The sequence below is a fragment of the Frankia sp. CcI156 genome, from assembly GCF_001983015.1.
Taxonomy (GTDB): Bacteria; Actinomycetota; Actinomycetes; order Frankiales; family Frankiaceae; genus Frankia; species Frankia casuarinae.
Window position 1 is genome coordinate 1 of the sequence record NZ_MOMD01000071.1, and the last position, 19126, is coordinate 19126.

Genomic DNA, 19126 nt, shown 5'->3' on the forward strand with positions numbered 1-19126 from the left:
AACAAGGAGACCGCCCGCCGGACGGCAGGCGGCGTACCCGTGACCGACGAGCTGGTCGAGGACCTGGCCGCCGAGGCCGAGACCGGCTACGACGTCGCCCACCTCCACCGCCGCGGCGGACGCCGGCCCCTCGGCTCCGCCCCGGGCGAGGTGGTCCCCGTCCGCCTCGACCCCGAACYGCGCGCCGCGCTCAGCGCCCGCGCCCAAGCCGAGCACACCAACGCCRGCGATGTCATCCGCCAGRCTCTCCGCGCCTGGCTCGACGTCGCCTGACCAGACCGGGTCATATCGCGCTCAGTGCGACCTCACGGCKCATCACATCTCCCGAACCCGACCACAAACCGTCGACCCAACCACGACACCCACGATCACGGTCGCGAGACGGGCCGAAGCGTCCGACACCACTAGGAGTTCGGGACATGTGTTCGATTCGCTAGATGACATAGTGACMGGTGCGGTCACTGGGCATCCTTCCTGGTGAGAGCCCGGGTAGCGACCGGYCGGACAGTAAATTCAGGGCCAGCAACCAAGATCGATCGGTTCGGATGCTGGTACACATGGTCCACTACGCCGTGTAGTTGGCATCTGACCTGGGCAAATAGGTTTGATCGATCGATCCGGCTTGTGGGTGGAAGGCAGAACAGGCAGGTCGAAGAGATCGGACCAKCGGTTCGCGCAGAACTTAGTGGTTGTCGACGATGACGAACACTCGGTCCGCCTTCTTGTACCGGTCCTGGGCCATGATCTGGCCGAGCAGGGCCATGAACGGGGCGATGCCGCTCGTCGGCGGGGTAGTGGCGGTGATCTGTCCGGTGTGGACGTCGAGCGCGGCGAGCAGGGCGAGCGCGCCGTGGCGTTCGTACTCGTGCTCGACCCGGATGACCCGCCCYGGGGCGGGTGGAGCGGTCGGGTGGATCCGGGCGCGGGCCTGGATGGACGGCTTGGCGTCCACGGAGATCACCCGGTCGTTCGGGCCGAGCGGCTGGCCCTGGTAAAGGTCGAGGACGACGGTGGYCTTCGCGGTGAACTCCGGGTCCCGCGGGAAGAYCCAGCTTTGGTAGCGCCAGGGCTTGACCGGATGCTCCGCGAGGATCCGTCGCACGCTGGAGGCCGAGATGTCCCCGGTCAGGCCGCGACGGGTCAGCTCGGCGCGCTCCAGCTCGCTGATCCGCCGCGGCCGCCCCGAGCGGGGCCGGTCGCAAAGCCCCACGCATGGAACTGGCTCGCCGACGATGACCGTCCCAACTGGGAAGCCTGGTCCGAATGGTCACCCTGGCATGAGATGCCGCCAGTTGGCTAACGCGCTACCTCCCCGAACAAGAATTCGTAGCCCCGGACGTGTGCCGCGTGACCCGTCCGGAAGGTGATCTCTTGGGCGCACCGCTGGTCGCCCCGGCCTTCTTGTTCCTCGGACGGGGTCAGGTCACCTCGTTGGAGGCGGTGTCCGAGCCGTGCGGTCGTGGCTGCCTGGAGGCGATAATGGCGAGGTGACCGTCGACCTTCGTGACAGCCGGATCGCCGAGGTGTGCCGACGCTACGGGGTCGCCGAGCTCTCCGTCTTCGGCTCGGTGGCTCGTGGCGACGACACCGACTCCTCGGACGTCGACCTGCTGTATGTGCTGGCGCCCGACTCGAAGCTTGGCTTCGAGATCGTCGATCTTCGGGACGAGCTCGAAAAGATCGTCGGTCGGCACGTCGACCTGGTACCCAAGTCCCGGCTGAAGTGGGTCATCCGCGACCGGGTACTCGCGGAGGCTCGGGTCCTCTATGCGGCGTGACGAGCTCTACCTCGTCGACATGATCGAAGCGGCGGCTGCCGCGACGACGTTCGTCCAGGACGTCGACGAGGCCGCCTTCCTGGCGAGCGACCTGATCCAGAGCGCCGTTCTGCAGAAGCTCCTGGTGATCGGCGAGGCAGCCGGTCGAGTCTCGCCCGAGATCCGCGACCGCTGGCCGGATGTGCCGTGGCGGTCCGTCACGGGCTTCCGCAACATCGCTGTTCACGCGTACTTCGAGGTCGACTGGTCAATCGTGTGGCGCATCGCCACGACCGCGCTGCGCGAGCTTCAGGAGCAACTGGCAACGCTCCTGAAGGCAGAGTTCCCGCTCGTCGCCAGTCAGCTCGATCAGCCGCACTGACCGCGGGTACATCGCCCCCGGGTGCGGACGTTCTGACCATCACCCCTCCTCGGCGCGACCGCGACCCGAGCACGGGCACATTCAGAGGCGGAAGAGGAGGGTGGACGCGACCACGGTGCCCAACGCGCACGGTCACCAGGAAGCCCGGAAGTGCCCGGAACCGCCAGGTGTTCGGAACACGTGTTCTACCCGGTAGGCGATGTTCCGGTCGGCGTGGTCACCGAGCATCGTCCCTGTTCGGGGCACGTGTGGCGACCGGCCGGACGGTGATTTCAGGGCCAGCAACCAAGATTGACCGGTTCTTATCGTGGTGCGTTAGGTCCACTAGTATCGGCGGCTGACGGGTTCTGCGCCCCGGAGGCCCGGCTACTTCCTGTGGCGCTCAGGCCGCGAGCATCGTCGAGATCAGGAAACGTGCGCGATCGAGGTACGCGGCCTGTAGCTCCAGCCGGTCCAGCTCGCGGCGCAGTGTCGCCGACAGCTGGGCACACGGCACGATCCGCGGCGTCGCGTCGATGGTGCAGGGCAGCACCTGGCGGATCGTCGCCACCGACAGTCCGGCGCCGAGCAGCACCTGGATCCGGGCCACCGTCTCCACCGCGGACTCCGGGAAATGGCGGTAGCCGTTGGCGCCGCGCTCCGCCACGAGCAGTCCGTTCTTCTCGTAATGGCGCAAGGACCGCACCCTGGCGCCGGTTTGTGTCGACAGCTCGCCGATCAACATCAGGACCAGCCTCCAGCCCTCGCTCTTGACCCTGACACTGATGGCAGACTCTACGGTGCGACGCATGGATATCGGGATCTTCACCGCGGTCACTGACGAACAGATCAGGCCTGCTCAGCTCGCCCGGGTGATCGAGGAGCGCGGCTTCGAATCACTGTTCGTCACCGAGCACACCCACATCCCCGCCCGACGGGAGACACCGCACCCCGAGCTTGGCGAGATTCCCCGCGACTACTACCGAAATCTTGATCCTTTCGTCAGTCTGACGGCCGYGGCGACCGCGACCACCCGGTTGCGCGTGGGCACCGCGGTCGCGCTCGTGGTCCAGCGGGACCCGCTCCTGTTGGCGAAGGAAGCGGCCAGCCTGGACCTGGTCAGCGAGGGCCGTTTCGAACTCGGCGTCGGCGCCGGCTGGCTGCGTGAGGAGATGCGCAACCACGGCACCGACCCGGCGACTCGAATGGCGCTGATGCGGGAGCGGCTGGCCGCGGTGAAGGCGCTTTGGACCACCGAGGAGGCGGAGTTCCACGGTCGCTTCGTCGATTTCGATCCGGTCTTCCAGTGGCCCAAGCCTGTGCAGCGACCGTATCCGCCGGTCTGGATCGGGGGATGGGGCCCGACGACCTTCCGCCGGATCATCGCCGGGCGCGACGGCTGGCTCACTCCACCCCTTCCGGTCGACCAGCTGATCCAAGGCCTGGACGAGCTGGCCGAGGAGGCGGACCGGGCCGGGGTGGYGACGCCACCGGTGACCGTTCCGCTCATGGATCCCGACGAGGCCACGCTCGAGAGGCTGCGCGCTCGTGGTGTCCGTCGCGCCCTGTTCGGGCTGCTCACCATCACCGACGCCGACGCGACGCTGCGCGCGCTGGACCAGCTGGGACCGCTGGCCAGGGCCGGAGGCAGCGTCAAGCAGCCAACTRCCTGACCATGGTCGTGCTGTCCAGAGCGGACATGAACACACCGGCCAGGAGCCCGACGAGGACCACCCGGGTTGYCGTCCGGCTGAGTTCCGGCCCCTGGGTGGGCGCGGCCAGTGCTGGCATCCTTACTCTCCCTCGAAGCGCCCTGCTGCATCTGGTGACGGGCGGTGACCTCACAGAGCCTGCAACCTCCACCATGGTTGAGGTCAACGGAGCCGAGAAGTGGCGTTCGGGATGCTGTCGCAGCGGCCCCGGGCCGAGTCGCTCATCTTTCCCGTGTATCGCCCGTACAGCAGCTCGCCCCACTGTCCGGGGGCCTTGACTTCAATCATGGTTGAGGTTTTAGAGTTCCGGGCGCCTGCTGGCGAGAGCGGATCTCGCCGATCCGCGGAATAGGGGACTTTCATGCTCGATCAGCCCACCAACCTCGCGGTAGTTATTGGAAGCAACAGGGTAGGACGTTTCGCCCCGGTGGTCGCCCAGTGGTTCATCAAGCAGGTATCCGCCCACGATTCGATCGTCACGAGCGTCGTCGATCTCGATGACGTCAGGCTGCCGGAGAGGCTGGGTACCTCCAGCGGTCCAGAAGTCGCGGAGCTAGCGGACGTCACCCGGCAGCTTGCCGCGGCCGACGCCTTCGTCGTGATCACCCCCGAGTACAACCACAGTTACCCGGCCGTTCTCAAGAATGTCATCGACTGGCATTACACCGAGTGGCAGGCGAAGCCGGTGGGTTTCGTTTCCTACGGCGGCCAGGCGGGCGGCCTGCGCGCGGTGGAGCACCTGCGCCAGGTTTTCGCCGAGCTGCACGCGGTCACCATCCGCGATACGGTCAGCTTCCACGGTGCCTGGGACCGGTTCCACGCCGATGGCACGCCCAAGGATCCCGAAGGCTGCAACACCGCTGCCCAGACCCTGATCAGGCAACTCGAGTGGTGGGCGGTCGCGCTCGCGGAGGCCAGGGAGAAGCGTCCCTACACGGTGTGAACGGCGGCCMTGCGCGGGTCTGCCGGTATACCGCCGTCGACGCATCCCGACGGCGGTATACCGGTGTCCGGTCCCTTCGGACGCGCCGCCCGGGGCGGGGGAGCCTCCGCTCCGGGCGGCCGGTCCCACCACGCCATTGCGCCATCCTCGACCAGAGGTCACATCGGCCTCAAGGAGCGAGAGGGAATCTGGACCCGGTCCGGGTTGATCGCTCGAGGACAGGGGAGGACCGTGTCCCGGGAGCTGTCCGACTTCCACGACTGGTTTGAACTGCGGAGAGCCGCCAATACCTGTGTGGAATCAAGCGGTCACGGCGACGCGTGCTTCGCCAGTAAATCGTTGAAAACCTCGACCGGCTTCGCCCATCCCAGCGTCTGCCGTGGCCTGGTGGGCGGCCGCGTCGGGTTTGATGCACGGGTTGCCGCGGGATTGTCAATCTCGGGCTTGTCGGTTTCTCAGGCCGGTCAGCTGGCCCGTTCAGGAACGATTTTGCTGACGATGTGCTCAGCGATCGCCAACGACGCCGTCGCGCCGGGAGATGGCGCGTTACGGACATGCACGACCCGCCCGTTGTGGGACAGGACGAAGTCGTCGACGAGGCTACCGTCGCGGGCGACGGCCTGGGCCCGGACTCCCGCGGGGCCACGAACCACGTCGGTGRCCCGCAGCTCGGGGACATAGCGCCGGGCCTCGGCGACGAAGGCCCGCTTGCTCGCCGTGCGCAGCATCTCCTTGGCGCCGGTCTTCCAGTGGGTCTTCGCCATCTTGTGGAACCCCGGCCAGGCGAGCGTCCGTCGCAGGTCAGCGCCCTGGACGGTGCCGACCGTGTACCCCTCTCGGGCAGTGGCCAGCACCGCGTTCGGCCCGACCAGGATCTCCCCGTCGATGCGCTTGGTGAGATGGATACCGAGGAAGGGATATCGCGGATCCGGAACCGGATAGATCAGCCCATGGACGAGGCCACGCCGCTCGGGGCGCAGCAGCCAGTAGTCGCCCCGGAAGGGAACGATCTGCGGGGAGGCGTCCTCGCCGGTCAGTGTCGCCACCAGATCCGACTGCAGCCCGGCACAGGAGATCAGCAGGTCGAACGGCCCGACGCTTTCGGAGACGACGGCGACCCGGCCACCGTTGCGGGACGCCATCTCGTGATTGCCGTTGGGCCGCGCGCGCGCGGTTCCGGCGACCGTGAGGCGAAGGTGGACGCCGGCTGGACGATCCTCCACCCCGATCACTTCGGCTCCGGTGCGCACGGCCCCGCCAGCGGCGACGATCTCGGTACGCAGGGCCCGCGCGACCCCGGGATAGTCGACGATGGCGGTGGTGGGTGAGTGCAGGGCGGCGACCCCGCGGGCGTGGGGTTCGACGGACCGCAGCTCGTCGGCGTCGAGCATCCGGGTCCGCGGTACGCCGTTCGCCGTCGCCCGCTTCTCGATCTCGGCCAACCGTTCGAGCTCGCTGTTGTCGACGGCGACCACGATCTTRCCGCACTCGTCGTACCGGATGCGGTGCGTGGCGCAGAACTCCCGCAGCAGCCCGACCCCACGGCGGCACAGGGTCGCTTTGAGCGAACCTGGGACGTAGTAGAGACCGGCGTGGACGACGCCGCTGTTGCGGCCGGTCTGATGCCGGGCGATGTCCTGTTCCTTCTCGAACACCGTCACGGCCGATCCCGGTTCGACCTGCCCGAGCCGACGGGCGACCGCCAGCCCGAGAATTCCACCGCCGATCACCRCGATGCGACCTACCACGCCCGTCCCCTGTCCGTCCGTCGAAAACGTGAATCCCGATCACGCCGATCGTACGAATCCAGTATCGGCGTGCACGGTATGTTACGAGCCGGTAGTCAGTCGGGTGTCCCGCGGGCTCAGCCGAAGAAGTGGCCGGGCGGGTGGGCCCGGTCGGTGCGCGAGCGCGGTGTGCCGCGCAGCGCGTCGGTGAGCGTCCGCGCGGTGTTGACCAGGGGGACGTGGCTGAACGCCTGCGGGAAGTTGCCCGTCATCCGGCCCAGCCTGGGGTCGTACTCCTCCGCGAGGAGCCCGACGTCGTTACGCAACGACAGCAGGCGTTCGAACAGTTCCTGAGCCTCGTGGACCCGCCCGGACAGGGCGTAGTTGTCGGCCAACCAGAAGGTGCAGGCCAGGAAGGCGCCCTCGCCCGCGGGCAGTCCGTCGACCGCGCCGTCCTCGGCCGTCGGATACCGCAGGACGAACCCGTCCTCCATCAGCTCCCGCTCGATGGCGGCGACTGTTCCCACGGCGCGGGGGTCGGTGGCGGGCAGGAACCCCACCAGCGGCATGTACAGCAGCGCCGCGTCGAGTTCCTTGGAGCCGTAGAACTGGGTGAAGGTGTTGCGTTCGGAGTCGAACCCACGGGTACAGACCTCCGCGTGGATCTCGTCCCGCAGCGCCGACCAGCGGTCGACAGGGCCCGGTAGCCGGGACTCAACGATCCCGCGTACCRCCCGGTCGGCCGCGACCCAGGCCATCACCTTCGAGTGGACGAAGTGGCGGCGGGGGCCGCGCACCTCCCAGATGCCCTCGTCGGTCTTCCGCCAGCCGGTCTCGAGGAAGTCCATCAGCTTGGTCTGCAGCGGCCAGGAGTCGTCCGCATGGCTCTCGGTGATGGTCTGCCCGCCGGGGAGCGCCAGCCCAGGCACGGTCTGGCGACGGTTGGCGACCGCGACCCGCGCGACATGCAGGGCGTCGAGGACCTCGCCGTAGACGTCGAGCTGGAACTGGTCGACGGCGGCGTTGCCGACCCGCACCGGGGCGGAGTTCTCGTACCCCGGTAGCCACGGGATCTCGTATTCGGGCAGCCGGCGTTCCCCGGCAACGCCGTACATGATCTGTACCCGGGAGGGGTCACCGGCGACCGCGCGCAGCAGCCACTCCCGCCATGCGGTCGCCTCGCTGGTGAACCCGGCGTCGAGCAGGGCGAGCAGCGTGATCGTCGCGTCCCGAAGCCAGCAGTACCGGTAGTCCCAGTTGCGCACGCCGCCGATGTGCTCCGGCAACGAGGTCGTGACGGCGGCGACGATCCCTCCGGTCGGGGCGTAGGTGAGCGCCTTGAGGGTGATCAGCGACCGGCGGACGGCCGGCTGCCACTGGCCGTCGTAGGTGCAGCCCGCCATCCAGTCCGACCACCACGCCTCGGTGAGGGTGATCATGCGCCGGACGTCGTGGGACGGCGGGGGAGTCTGATGGGAGGGGGTCCAGGTCAATGAGAACGGTACCGACTGGCCGGCGGCGACGTGGAAGTCGGCGTAGGTGGCCATGTCGTGCCCCTCCATCGGGGCGGTCGTCCGCAGGGTGACCGCATCCGGCCCGGCCACCGCCGACATGGTGTGCTCGTCCACCCGGCGGACCCACGGCACGATGGAGCCGTAGTCGAAGCGAAACCGGGTCTCCGATCGCAGGTGGACCGCGCCTTCGAGGCATTCGACCAGGCGGAGCACGGTGTGCGTGCCTGCGCGGGGAAACATCGCGTCGACGATGCGCACGGTGCCGGACGCGGTCGTCATGTCCGTCTCCAGGACCAGCGTGTCGCCCCGGTAGCGCCGGCTGACGCCCAGGACCGGCTCGACGGGAGCGATCTTCCAGTGGCCCGCCTCGGAGTCGCCGAGCAGGGCGGCGAAGCACGACGGCGAGTCGAATCGGGGCAGGCACAGCCAGTCGATCGACCCGGTGCGCGACACGAGCGCCGCGGAGTGGGTGTCGCCGATCAGCGCGTAGTCCTMGATCAGGGATGGCACGACCTGTTCCTCGCTCCCATGGTCCACTGGTTGTGATCATCGCTGGATCGATGATCGTCGAATAATTGATGATCATCGAGGTCGATGTCATCGGGGTCGCCCGCCGTTGGGCGCGATCGCGGGCACAGCGCCGCCGGTCGACGGTGAACCGGTACGAGCACGCCGCGCAGCGGCGGGCCGGCGGTCACCCGTGGCGGAGGTCGCTAAGCCTCATGAGGGCGTTTACCTTACGGACCCGCTCGGCGGACTACGTTGGGGGTCCGGTCATGGCGGTGCTCCAGCCGTCGTCCGGACCAGATTTCCTTCCCCGATGTGACAGGACTCACCACGTGGCCCCACCGTCGTCACCTGCTGCCGCCCGTGCCGCTCGCTACCTGGCCGACCCTCGGCGCCGGACGATGGTCGTCGTGGCGGTACTCGCCACCATCGGCCTGATCGTTTTCGGGATCTACGCGACGTTGGACGGGCCGYCGCCGCAACAGGAGGCCGTCGTGTACTTCGCCCCGGGAGCCACCGAGGCGCAGAAGGACGCGGTGCGCGCCGCGTGCCCCTCGGTGGGCAGGGCCATCCAGCTGCCGAAGGACCGCAACCAGCTGGCCACCAGCCGGATCTATCCGCTGCGGTACGACGTCGCGAAGGCGTCGACCGCCGACCGCGCGGCCCTGTACAAGTGTGTGTACGCCCAGCCGCACGTACTCGGAATCAATCAGGTCACCCAGGGCCAGTAGATTTTCGCCCATCAGGATCGACTCTTCTCCAGCTCCCGCCGGGCGAGGAGTTCGGCGGGCGTGGGCCGGCCGGCATCGCGGGCCTCCTTCGTCTGCCAGAGACTCACGATCATGGTGGTCAGGATGACGAGCCCACTGAGGATCAGGCTTCCGCCGGACCACCCGGAGGACGCGGGAAGGGTGTCGACCACGATCCACGCGATTCCCGCAGCGATCATCCCCAGCGCGAACAGAATCGTGAACGCCGACGAGAACCGGTTCGCGGCCGCCTGATCGGCGAGGTCGGCGGCCTTGCGTCGGGCCTGCTCGAAACGGCTGCGCGCCCACTCGTACTCCAGACTCAGGATGAAGAACCCGAGCGCCACGACGAGGAATCCCGGACCCGGCAGCGCCAACATCGCGATCCCGAGGCCGAGGACGCCGAGACCCAGTACGGTCAGGGCGATCCGGCGGAACAGGCGGGCGCTTCGGGTCAGCACGTCGGGTAACCCTCCTGAGTGGATCGTGGGCGGGGCGAGGAGAGGGTGCTCTACTGCGACGCTGCTCTACTGCGGCATTGTCCTACTGCGACGTTCTTCCGTCATAACGCGTCACGCAAGAACATCGTGGCGGGGATCTCCTCGACCTCCTCGACCGATACGTGTCGTGATGCCGACACGCCGACGGAGCGCGCGGATCCGCGGATCCCCGCGCTCCGTGGKGTAGGGGCCGGGCGGGCACACCGTCCAGGCGCGGTCGCGGATGGTTGACTACTGTGTGATGGGGCTGGTCATCTGGGCCTTCGTGGGAAGGCAGGCCATCGGAGCGCCGGAGAGGTTGCTGTGGAGATCGAGGAGACCGCGCTGCCTGGCATCGGGCTGCGGCATGACTTCGCGACGCGCAGCGGCCGCCGGCTCGGAGTCGTGTCCCATCATCACGGGCGCCGGGACCTCGTGATCTATGACGCGGACGACCCGGACGCCTCGCGTGAGTCCATCGCGTTGACGCCGGAGGAGGGCGACGTGCTCTCCGAGCTGCTCGGTGCCCCGCGCATCGTCGAGAAGCTCGCCGACCTCAACCGTGCCTTCGCCGGGCTCRTCGGTGAGCAGATCGTGATCCTGCCCGGCTCGCCCTACGTGGGCCGCGAGCTCGGGGACACCCAGGCCCGTACCCGCACCGGCGCCTCCATCGTCGCGGTCGTCCGCGACCAGCAGGTGCTCGCATCCCCGCGGCCGGACTTCCGATTCGAGGCCGGAGACGTCGTCGTTGTCGTCGGTACGCCGGAGAACACCGCATCCGTCGGTATGTTGCTCCGCAACGGCTGACGYGGGCAGGGAGGGCAGTCGGGACCGCGTGCACTCCACCGCGACGACCTTCCTCGAGCTCGGCGGGATTCTGTTTTGCCTAGGAGTCCTCGGGCATCTCGCGCTGCGCATCAGTGTCTCACCGATTCCCCTGTACCTGGTGGGTGGGCTGGCGTTCGGCCGGGGTGGCCTGCTGCCGCTCGGTGCCAGCGAGGAGTTCATCGGGGTCGGCGCGGAGATCGGGGTCGTCCTCCTGCTGCTTACCCTCGGTCTGGAGTACACCGCCGACGAGCTGCTGTCCGGGCTGCGCAGACAGGCGCCGGCCGGGGTGCTCGACCTGGCGCTCAACGCCACCCCCGGGGTCGTCGCCGCGTTCCTCCTCGGCTGGGGCCCGACGGCGGCGGTCGTTCTGGGTGGGGTGACGGCCATCTCCTCCTCGGGGATCATCGCGAAGGTGCTGGGGGACCTCGGGCGGCTCGGTAACCGGGAGACGCCAGTTGTTCTGTCCGTCCTCGTGCTCGAGGACCTCGCCATGGCGGTGTACCTGCCGGTTCTCACCGCGTTGCTGGCCCATCACACGTTCGTGCGCGGATCGCTGACCGTGGCGATCGCGCTCGGAGTCCTGGTGGCGGTGCTCTACATCGCGCTGCGGCACAGCGAGAAGGTCACCCGGCTGGTCTTCAACCCGAAGGCCCACCGCAACGACGAGATCCTGCTGCTCCGGGCCCTGGGGCTGGCCCTGTTCGTCGCCGGGGTCGCCCAGCGTATGCAGGTGTCGGCCGCGGTGGGTGCGTTCCTCGTCGGCATCGCCCTGTCCGGACCAGTCGCCGAGGGTGCAGAGGAGGTCCTGCGGCCGCTGCGCGATCTGTTCGCGGCGGTCTTCTTCGTCTTCTTCGGCATGCAGACCGATCCCGCTGAGATCCCTCCGGCGCTGCTCACCGGGTCCCTGCTCGCGATCGCCGGAGTCGCGACAAAGGTCATGACGGGATGGTGGGCCGCCCGCTCGGCGGGAATCGGGACCATGGGCCGGTTCCGGGCCGGGGCCGCCCTCGTCGCACGCGGCGAGTTCTCGATCGTCATCGCGGGCCTCGCGGTGGCGGCCGGCCTCGAACCCCGGCTGGGCCCGCTTGCCGCCTGTTACGTGCTGCTGATGGCCGTCCTCGGCCCGCTGGCGGCCCGGTTCGTCGAACCGGTGATCCGCACGGCTCGGCGGCTGCAGGCCGCCCGGTCGCCCTAGCGCCGAGCGGGCGGGTGGTGGGCGGGCAACGGTGGACGGGCTGCGGGCGACGGCATCCGCCGCTGACGGCGGGGACGACTTCCCGGCAGCGGTGTCGCTACCGGGACGGCGATGTTTGGGAGTATGCAGCCCATGAGCGGACTTCTCGAAGGTAAGCGCGTTCTCGTCACCGGTGTTCTCACGGAAGCCTCGATCGCATTCAGCGTCGCCCGCATCGCCCAGGAGCAGGGTGCGGCGGTGGTCCTCAGCGGATTCGGGCGGGGGTTGTCGCTGACCCGCCGCATCGCCAAGAGACTGCCCACCCTGGCGCCCGTCGTCGAGCTGGACGTCACCGACGAAGAGCATCTCGCGGGGCTGGCCGGACAGGTRCTCGAACATGTTGACGGCCTGGACGGCGTGCTGCACGCGATCGGGTTCGCGCCCGAATCGGTGCTCGGTGGGAAGCCGTTCGTCGAGGCGGCCTGGTCCGAGGTCGGCACCGCCCTGCAGATCTCCACCTGGTCGCTGGCGTCGCTCACCCGGGCCGCCCTGCCGTTGTTCGCCGAGAAGGCGTCGATCGTCGGCCTGGACTTCGACGCGTCCGTCGCCTGGCCGTCGTACGACTGGATGGGCGTGGCGAAGGCCGGCCTCGCCTCCGCCACCCGCTACCTCGCCCGTGATCTGGGACCCCGGGGCGTGCGGGTGAACCTCGTCGCGGCCGGCCCGCTGCGGACCATGGCGGCCAAGAGCATCCCGGGCTTCARCCAGTTCGAGGAGGTCTGGGACGGCCGGGCGCCGCTCGGCTGGAGCGTCCACGACACCACGCCGGCCGCCCAGGCCTGCGTGGCGCTGCTCTCGGACTGGTTCCCGGCCACCACCGGCGAGATCGTCCACGTCGACGGCGGCGTGCACGCCGTCGGGATCTGAGCACGGCGGGCCGTCGGGGTCCGGGCGCGGCCGGGGTCCCGGGATCCGGGTACGGTGGGGTCCCTGGCCCGGATCAGCCTGCCGTCTCGTCCAGCAGGTCCAGGGCCGTTCCGACGATCGTGTCCAGCTCCACCGGTGGGCGGCGACGGTGGTCCCGCGACGAGGCCGTGTCCCGCCGGGCAAGGCTGCCGCTACCGGCGTGGCCGCCGGCGCCGGAGGCCGATGAGCCCGGGTCGGTGTCCCCCGGTGGCCCTCCCGGTGGCCCTCCCGGCGGCCCGGAGGCCTCCGGCAGCGGCGCGCTCGAACCGAGGGCGGAGATGGGATCTCCGTGGACGCCGGCGAGGAAACTCAGGGCACGGGGGTCCCCGTCGACCACCGTCACGATCGGGGTGCGCCGGTCCGCGGGGAACACCTCGGTGAGCAGGGCGTCGGAACCCTCGGCCAACCCGCGCCGGGCCTGCAGCGCGTGGAACATCGCGTTCGGGGAGGTCACGCACACGGCCGTGATCTCCCGGCCGAGGCCGGCGCGTAGCTCCGCTGCGGCGTGCAGCACCTCCGGCATGACCGCACCCACCCCGACGAGGGTGAGCGCGGCGTCGGGACCGCCCTCGTGGAGCCGGTACCCCCCGGCGAGGACCAGGGCCCGGCGTCGGTGCCGTTCCAGCGCGTCCACGGGGACCTCGGCGAGGCGCTGATCGACCTGGCGGGCGGAGAGCCGGATCACACAGGAGGTGCCGTCGAGGCGGGCCAGCCCGCCGAGGCCGGCCAGCAGGCACCAGGCGAGATCGTGCGCGAAGGCCGGTTCCCAGGTCGCGGCCACCGGGGCGGGGACGACGTTGCCACCGTTCCAGGCCAGGTTGCGGACGACCGGGTCGAGACCGGTGTCCGCCACGGCGAGCATCGATCGGGCGTCCGCGGTGGCGCCGGCCATCCAGCCGGGCAGTACCCGTCCGGCCGCCACCTCGTCGGCGACTCCGATGGGCAGCAGCGGCAGACCCTGGCGGCTCCAGGCCACTCCCAGCGAGGCCAGCACCCCGCCGAAGGCCGTGGCCGACAGGCCTCCGGCCACGTGCCGGCCCGGTTGTTMCCCATCGGTCCGGTCCGCCGCGGCCAGCCAGCCGGCGAGGACGGGGTCGGCGTTGCGCGTACTGATGGTCAGCACCGCGGTGGCTGCCTGGGGCGCGAGCCGGGGTAGGTCCCGCAACATCCCGCCGAATGCCTCCTGGGTGGAGATCCACGCCGGGAAGCGGTGGTCGGAGTCGGTCGGCACGGGTGGTGCCGCGCCGAGCGGCACCGGCACCCGGTCCAGGTAACCGGCGACGTGCCGGGCGAGGCGGTGGGCCGCGGCGTCGTCTCCCGGCCGGAGGACCGGGCGGGTGCCACCGCCGGCGGCCGGCGGCGTGCCCGGTCCGGCGGACGGGGCCGCGGACGCGTGGTCGGCGGTCTGTTCGCCGTGGGTCTGTTCGTCGTGGGAGCGCTCCTCCCGGGCGAGCTCGTCGCTGGTGTAGGCGAACAGGACCGTGGGCCGGTCCGCCGCGACTTCGTCGAAGGCGTCGATCAGCAGGGGAAGGTCGTGGCCACCGAGATCGCGCAGGCAGGCATGGATCTCGTCATCGGTGAGGGTGTCCAGCAGGCGGCTGATGCCGGCGCCGGACGCACCGGGACCGGCGAGCCGGCGGCGCAGGTCGGCTCCGTGGGCCTGCAGCAGCGCGCGGTACTCGCCCATCGGGAGCTGGTCGAGGCGGTTGCGAAGCGCGTGACCGCCGGGAGCCCGGAAGAGCGCTTCGAGGACGCGTCCGTATCGGACGGTGAGCACCTGCCAACCGGCGGCTTCGAACATGCGCGCCGCGCGGGCGGGCTTGCCGATGCCGCCGACCGGTCCGGTCGGCGCGGAGCCGGACACCGTCACCACCCAGAACAGCTCGCCGAGATGAGCGACCCGCTCATCGGTGATCGTTTCCCAGACGGTCGGGTCGTGCAGCTCGGAGTAGTCGATCAGACAGATCTGCCGACCCCGGGGAGTCCGGTCGAAGCGTTCCCCGGCATAACGGCGTGCCAACGCCGCCCAGACCGTCCCGCTCGGTCCGATGTTGCCGGCGCCGAGGGCACGCAACGGCCGACCATCGGGCCCGGAACGGACCCCGTTCGGACGGATCTCACCCGGCCGGACGTGGGGGAGCCGGTAGACGGCGGGGACGGGCGATGCGGCCGTGGTCTTCTCGGCTGCCGTCTTCTCGGCCGTCGGCCTGGCGTGCGCCAGGACGTGATGAACGGCATGGATCAGCGGGGCGGCGCGTGGAGTCACACTGACGCGGTCCTCGGCGCGCAGGGCGTCGAACCACAGCACCGTGGCGATGCTCGACACCGAGGCCACGGCCGCCCGTTCCGACTCGGCGGCGACCGCGGGCCGCTGCCCGGCGCGTTCGTCCCCGTCGATGATCCGGGCCGCGACGCTCCGCAGCCGCCGTTCCACGGCGGCCAGCGCGGCGAGGTCGAGTACGCCACCGGGCGGCCCCGGCATGGCCGGGTCTGGCATGGCCGGGTCTGGGGGCCCCGGGATGGCCCGGGCCGCGGTCGGCGAGGTCTGGGTTCCCACGACGTCGTCTCCGTTCGTCGGTCCGGTCGGGGGGCTGGCGTCTCCCGGCGGACCGCCGCCCTCGGCCCGGTCGTCGTGGGTGACCCGACCGTCGGTCCCCGGCACGGGCGGATCCACGGACCGGGCCGGGACCGGCCCCGCGGCGTCGTCTGGTGTAATGATCATATCCCCCCGGCCGGAGCGCGTGTGCGCCGCCTCCACCGGTCTGACATCGGGCCTGCGCATGACCGGCCTACGTCCCACGACTCCGACCTCCCAAAGTCCGGACGCGCGGTGGTGCGGTGCCGGTCGGAGGTTGCGCCGCCGGCCGGATCGGCGGCGCCCGTCGCCGTCACATGGTGTGTCCGCGTCGGTATCCCACCTTCACCACGGTGGCCGTACCATTTCAGCATCCGCGTTCCATCGCGGTGGCGTTGGCCGTCGTGCGTCAGCCCGGTGATGCCGGAACCGCCCTGCCAGGACTGCCGCGGCGGGACTTGCCGCCCCGGCGGTCAGCCGTCCCGGCCGAGCTCGTCGATCCGGATCCGGAGCGCGGGCTCGTCGACCGCTGCCACCTCGACCTCGACGGCCTTGACCCGGCCGGTCGCGCCGCGGACCAGCCGGACATCTCCCCGGCGCACCCGCAGCGCCGCGCACAGGGCCCGCAGGGCGGCTTCGGTGGCCCGGCCGTCGACGGCAGGCTCGGTGACCCGGACGATCAGCAGCGGGCCGTGCAGCGGGTCCTCGCGCCGGCCGCCCACCGCGGTCCGCCCGGCGCCCGGCTGAACTCGGATCATCAGACGCATGTGCGCATCGTCCCCCCGGATCGTCCCGCCCGTGCGATCGGTCCGCGTGACCGGTTCGGGGCGACACCAGGGAGGACCGCGAGGGTGGCCGAGCCGATGCCGGCCGGCGGTTGAGGCCTCATCGTCGGCGGACACCGGGATTCGACGCGGTGGCCGCTACCATCCGACCCATGGGCGCAAATGAGGGTCGTGTCGCACTGGTAACAGGTGGTAATCGGGGGATCGGCGCCGCCTGCGCCGCCGCCCTGACGGCCGCGGGTGAGCGGGTCGCGGTCGCCAGCCGCGGGGGCACCGCCCCCGCGGGGATGCTGGGCGTCCGTCTGGATGTCGCCAACAGTGAGAGCGTCGACAAGGCGTTCACGGAGATCGAAGCCGAGCTCGGGCCGGTGGAGATCGTGGTGTCCAACGCCGGGATCGTGCGGGACACCCTGCTGGCGACGATGAGCGAGGACGCGTTCCAGGAGGTCGTGGACACGAACCTGCTCGGTGCCTACCGGGTGGCCAAGCGTGCCTCCCGGCCGATGATGCGGCTGCGTCGTGGTCGGCTCATCTTCATCTCCTCCGTCGTCGCCTCCGTCGGCGGCCCCGGCCAGTCCAACTACGYGGCGTCCAAGGCCGGCCTGATCGGCTTCGCCCGTTCCCTCGCCCGCGAGCTGGCTCCGCGCAACATCACCTCGAACGTGGTCGCTCCGGGGCCGATCCGGACCGACATGACCGACGCGCTGACCGAGGCGCAGCGGGAGCAGCTCACCGCCGGCGTCCCCGGTGGCCGCATGGGTGAGGCCGAGGACGTCRCAGCCCTCGTCGCCTTCCTCGCCTCCCCGCAGGCCGGTTACATCAACGGTGCGCTGATCCCCGTGGACGGCGGGCTGAGCATGGGGCACTGAGCTGGGCACGGGGCACTGAGCTGGGCACGGGGCACCGATCCGGCGGCGCCGTGACCGAGCATGATCGGCGGTGCGGCTTAGGGGACCGTCGTGGCGGCGTGGTGGTGGGTGGGGCTGGTGTGGATGGTAGCGGCGGACAGGCGGCGGATGCGGCGCAGCAGGTGGGCTTCGGCGGCGTGGGCGAGGTCGTGAGCGGCGGTCAGGGTCAGGTTCGCATCGACGGTGACGTCGGCTTCGGCGCGCAGGGTGTGGCCGATCCAGCGCAGCCGCAGTTCGCGGACGGCCTCGATGCCCTCGGTGTGCAGGAGCGCCCTGGTGGCTTCGGCGACCACGGCGGGGTCGACGGCGTCCATGAGCCGGGCCCCGACGACGCGAGCGGCGGAGCGCAGGACTCCGAGGATCGCCAGGGTGATCGCCAGGCCGATGGCGGGGTCGGCCCAGTGCCAGCCCACCGCGACACCGGCCGCGCCGAGGAGCACCGCGAGGCTGGTGAGACTGTCGGTGCGGGCGTRTAGGCCGTCGGCGACGAGGGCGGCGGAGCCGATCTGATGGCCGATCCTGATGCGGTAGCGGGCGACGATCTCGTTGCCGAGGAAGCCGACGAGCCCGGCCACGGCGACCGCTCCCAGATGGCCGACGCGCTGGGGGTGCAGGAGGCGGTCGATCGCGGCCCAGGCGGTGAGCGCACTCGACAGGGCGATCATCGCGAGGACGGCGAGGCCGGCGAGGTCCTCGGCGCGGCCGTAGCCGTAGGTAAACCGGGCGGTGGCCGGGCGGCGTGCCACGGTGAAGGCGATGAGCAGGGGGACCGCGGTGAGCGCGTCGGYGACGTTGTGCAGGGTGTCGCCGAGGAGCGCGACCGATCCGGACAGTGCCACGACGGCGRCTTGCGGGGCGGCGGTCAGCCCGAGACCGGCCAGGCTGATCAGGAGGGCGCGGCGGCCGGCGGTGTCGGCTTCCAACGCGTCGTCGATCTGGTCCGCCGGGTCGTGGCTGTGCCCTCCGGCCAGGTCTGACAGGCCGTGACGAAGCCGCGTCCACCGCCCGCTCGCGTGGTGGTCATGCCGTCCGCCGCGCGGGTGCCCGCCGTGCCCGTGCCCTTGGGCGGGGAGCTCATGCTCGTGGCCGCTGTTCATGTTCCGCGACGATAGACGAAAACGATCAATGCGGCATGGTGGCAGCTGCCATTCCATTGCACCTGCGTCCCGGTGCGTACCGCGGGCCGCTGGCGCCGGTTCGGTTGCTCGTCTGTGCTTAGCCCTTAGAGCAATACCCGACGTGAGACACGCGCCTATTCGACGAGGTGGATGGTGCAGTAGCRGGTGGCGGTGCGGGCGAGTCGGGCGTCGGCGTAGACGAGGGCGTTGGCGAGCACGGAAGCGTCCACTACGACCATCACGTCCCGTCATGGTTCCCGCTCAGGCGGAGCCCGGCAGCGGGCCGCCCCGCGAGGAGGTGAGTCCGTCGCGCCGCCGTGACCTACTCGGCACCGGCATCCTTCTTGCCGCCAGCACCGCCACGACTGGCGCCACCAGCCGCGCCGCGCAGATCTCCCGCGCCATCGCCGCGTCCACCCCGGACCCCCTCAGTGTCGCCCAGCTCCACCAGGGCATCCAACGCCTCACCCGGATCTACTCCACGACACCGCACGCGGATCTACTCGGACCCGTCGAACAGGCGTGGGACGATGCGGAAGCCCGGTTGGAAACCAGAGTCACCGGCACCGACCGTCGCGACCTCGAACTCCTCGCCGGCCAATACGCCTTCTACCGTGGTCGACTCGCCTTCGACATGGGCGATGACGACGGCGCGTTGACGYTCTTCGTCCTCGCCGCTCAACACGCCCAGGCAGCCGGTAACCCASTACTTGCCGGATCGGTTGCCGCCATGCGCTCCGCCGTGGCCTTCTTCGCCCGCGAGTTCGAGACCGCTGCGGACATCGCCGCCCAGGCCCAGCCGCAGGCGCACCCCTATATCGTCCCGCTCCTCGCCTGCGCACAGGCCCGCGCCTACGCCATCACCAGCCGCGAAGACGAAGCACTAACCGCCTTGCGGACCATGAATGATCATGTCTGGACCGGCAACCGCCTGCCAGGACCTTCACCGATCGACGAAGAGTCCAGCGAAGCTTTCAATGCGGTGGTACTCGGCTATCTCGGCAAGGGTGACGAAGCCGAGCC

General features: G+C 70.3%; 20 protein-coding genes. 10 read left to right on the plus strand and 10 right to left on the minus strand.

Annotated elements, in window-relative coordinates:
• Positions 1 to 273: CopG family transcriptional regulator (locus CcI156_RS20840; RefSeq protein WP_254847542.1), on the plus strand; the 273-nt coding region annotated here is incomplete at its 5' end.
• A 409-nt stretch (positions 274 to 682) separates the two neighbouring features.
• On the opposite strand, the gene CcI156_RS20845 is transcribed toward CcI156_RS20840, so the two are convergent.
• Positions 683 to 1210: a transposase gene (locus CcI156_RS20845; protein ID WP_076807705.1), complete on the minus strand. Its 528-nt coding sequence runs from the start codon at positions 1208 to 1210 to the stop codon at positions 683 to 685.
• Between the two features lie 277 nt (positions 1211 to 1487).
• Between CcI156_RS20845 and CcI156_RS20850 the strand changes: the two genes are divergently transcribed.
• Together CcI156_RS20850 and CcI156_RS20855 are read left to right on the plus strand one after the other, a co-directional pair.
• Complete coding sequence (locus CcI156_RS20850) at positions 1488 to 1778, plus strand: nucleotidyltransferase family protein (protein ID WP_035912985.1); 291 nt, start codon at positions 1488 to 1490, stop codon at positions 1776 to 1778.
• Positions 1768 to 2139: a DUF86 domain-containing protein gene (locus CcI156_RS20855; protein ID WP_011436320.1), complete on the plus strand. Its 372-nt coding sequence runs from the start codon at positions 1768 to 1770 to the stop codon at positions 2137 to 2139. Before CcI156_RS20850 ends, CcI156_RS20855 begins: the two co-directional genes overlap by 11 nt.
• Positions 2140 to 2521: 382 nt before the next feature.
• On the opposite strand, the gene CcI156_RS20860 is transcribed toward CcI156_RS20855, so the two are convergent.
• Positions 2522 to 2863 (minus strand): MerR family transcriptional regulator, encoded by a 342-nt coding sequence (locus CcI156_RS20860; protein ID WP_023840383.1) that lies wholly within the window; start codon positions 2861 to 2863, stop codon positions 2522 to 2524.
• Positions 2864 to 2927: 64 nt separating this feature from the next.
• Here CcI156_RS20860 and CcI156_RS20865 point away from each other — a divergent pair, with 64 nt between their 5' ends.
• Both CcI156_RS20865 and CcI156_RS20870 read left to right on the plus strand, forming a co-directional pair.
• A complete protein-coding gene (locus tag CcI156_RS20865) occupies positions 2928 to 3791 on the plus strand; it encodes an LLM class F420-dependent oxidoreductase (RefSeq protein WP_076807708.1) in 864 nt (287 codons plus the stop codon).
• Positions 3792 to 4191: 400 nt separating this feature from the next.
• Positions 4192 to 4773 (plus strand): NADPH-dependent FMN reductase, encoded by a 582-nt coding sequence (locus CcI156_RS20870; RefSeq protein WP_011436323.1) that lies wholly within the window; start codon positions 4192 to 4194, stop codon positions 4771 to 4773.
• Between the two features lie 464 nt (positions 4774 to 5237).
• On the opposite strand, the gene CcI156_RS20875 is transcribed toward CcI156_RS20870, so the two are convergent.
• Together CcI156_RS20875 and CcI156_RS20880 are read right to left on the minus strand one after the other, a co-directional pair.
• On the minus strand, positions 5238 to 6521 hold the full coding sequence (locus CcI156_RS20875) for an L-2-hydroxyglutarate oxidase (RefSeq protein WP_076807710.1): 1284 nt from the start codon (positions 6519 to 6521) through the stop codon (positions 5238 to 5240).
• 116 nt (positions 6522 to 6637) lie between these two features.
• Positions 6638 to 8524: a glycoside hydrolase family 15 protein gene (locus CcI156_RS20880; RefSeq protein WP_076807733.1), complete on the minus strand. Its 1887-nt coding sequence runs from the start codon at positions 8522 to 8524 to the stop codon at positions 6638 to 6640.
• 329 nt (positions 8525 to 8853) lie between these two features.
• Here CcI156_RS20880 and CcI156_RS20885 point away from each other — a divergent pair, with 329 nt between their 5' ends.
• Complete coding sequence (locus CcI156_RS20885; RefSeq protein WP_076807735.1) at positions 8854 to 9252, plus strand: hypothetical protein; 399 nt, start codon at positions 8854 to 8856, stop codon at positions 9250 to 9252.
• An 11-nt stretch (positions 9253 to 9263) separates the two neighbouring features.
• Here the strand turns inward: CcI156_RS20885 and CcI156_RS20890 are convergent, their stop codons facing one another.
• The gene (locus CcI156_RS20890) at positions 9264 to 9731 is read right to left on the minus strand and encodes a PGPGW domain-containing protein (protein WP_011436327.1); all 468 of its coding nucleotides are present in this window, start codon (positions 9729 to 9731) and stop codon (positions 9264 to 9266) included.
• Positions 9732 to 10073: 342 nt separating this feature from the next.
• Between CcI156_RS20890 and CcI156_RS20895 the strand changes: the two genes are divergently transcribed.
• The 3 genes from CcI156_RS20895 (at position 10074) to fabI (ending at position 12678) form a co-directional block, all read left to right on the plus strand.
• Complete coding sequence (locus tag CcI156_RS20895) at positions 10074 to 10556, plus strand: cation:proton antiporter regulatory subunit (RefSeq protein ID WP_076807712.1); 483 nt, start codon at positions 10074 to 10076, stop codon at positions 10554 to 10556.
• Positions 10557 to 10584: 28 nt separating this feature from the next.
• On the plus strand, positions 10585 to 11772 hold the full coding sequence (locus tag CcI156_RS20900; RefSeq protein ID WP_011436329.1) for a cation:proton antiporter: 1188 nt from the start codon (positions 10585 to 10587) through the stop codon (positions 11770 to 11772).
• Between the two features lie 132 nt (positions 11773 to 11904).
• Positions 11905 to 12678, plus strand: coding sequence for an enoyl-ACP reductase FabI (gene fabI / locus CcI156_RS20905; protein ID WP_076807715.1), 774 nt, complete (start codon positions 11905 to 11907; stop codon positions 12676 to 12678).
• 73 nt (positions 12679 to 12751) lie between these two features.
• Here the strand turns inward: fabI and CcI156_RS20910 are convergent, their stop codons facing one another.
• Positions 12752 to 15379: a pyruvate dehydrogenase gene (locus CcI156_RS20910; RefSeq protein WP_371681832.1), complete on the minus strand. Its 2628-nt coding sequence runs from the start codon at positions 15377 to 15379 to the stop codon at positions 12752 to 12754.
• A 386-nt stretch (positions 15380 to 15765) separates the two neighbouring features.
• Positions 15766 to 16059, minus strand: coding sequence for a DUF167 domain-containing protein (locus tag CcI156_RS20915; RefSeq protein ID WP_011436332.1), 294 nt, complete (start codon positions 16057 to 16059; stop codon positions 15766 to 15768).
• A 170-nt stretch (positions 16060 to 16229) separates the two neighbouring features.
• Between CcI156_RS20915 and fabG the strand changes: the two genes are divergently transcribed.
• A complete protein-coding gene (fabG, locus tag CcI156_RS20920) occupies positions 16230 to 16946 on the plus strand; it encodes a 3-oxoacyl-ACP reductase FabG (protein WP_076807719.1) in 717 nt (238 codons plus the stop codon).
• Between the two features lie 77 nt (positions 16947 to 17023).
• Here the strand turns inward: fabG and CcI156_RS20925 are convergent, their stop codons facing one another.
• The 3 genes from CcI156_RS20925 to CcI156_RS25980 all read right to left on the minus strand — a co-directional run bounded on the left by CcI156_RS20925 (position 17024) and on the right by CcI156_RS25980 (position 18914).
• Positions 17024 to 18082 (minus strand): cation diffusion facilitator family transporter, encoded by a 1059-nt coding sequence (locus CcI156_RS20925; RefSeq protein WP_076807721.1) that lies wholly within the window; start codon positions 18080 to 18082, stop codon positions 17024 to 17026.
• Positions 18083 to 18364: 282 nt separating this feature from the next.
• The gene (locus CcI156_RS25975) at positions 18365 to 18520 is read right to left on the minus strand and encodes a hypothetical protein (RefSeq protein WP_160323922.1); all 156 of its coding nucleotides are present in this window, start codon (positions 18518 to 18520) and stop codon (positions 18365 to 18367) included.
• Positions 18521 to 18602: 82 nt separating this feature from the next.
• Positions 18603 to 18914 (minus strand): hypothetical protein, encoded by a 312-nt coding sequence (locus tag CcI156_RS25980; RefSeq protein ID WP_175637639.1) that lies wholly within the window; start codon positions 18912 to 18914, stop codon positions 18603 to 18605.
• Between the last annotated feature and the right edge of the window lie 212 nt (positions 18915 to 19126).

Bases quoted from the DNA above. Each gene is read 5' to 3' on its own strand.
- CcI156_RS20870 (WP_011436323.1), top strand. From the start codon at position 4,192: ATGCTCGATCAGCCCACCAACCTCGCGGTAGTTATTGGAAGCAACAGG.
- CcI156_RS20855 (WP_011436320.1), top strand. From the start codon at position 1,768: ATGCGGCGTGACGAGCTCTACCTCGTCGACATGATCGAAGCGGCGGCT.
- CcI156_RS20860 (WP_023840383.1), bottom strand. From the start codon at position 2,863: ATGTTGATCGGCGAGCTGTCGACACAAACCGGCGCCAGGGTGCGGTCC.
- CcI156_RS20915 (WP_011436332.1), bottom strand. From the start codon at position 16,059: ATGCGTCTGATGATCCGAGTTCAGCCGGGCGCCGGGCGGACCGCGGTG.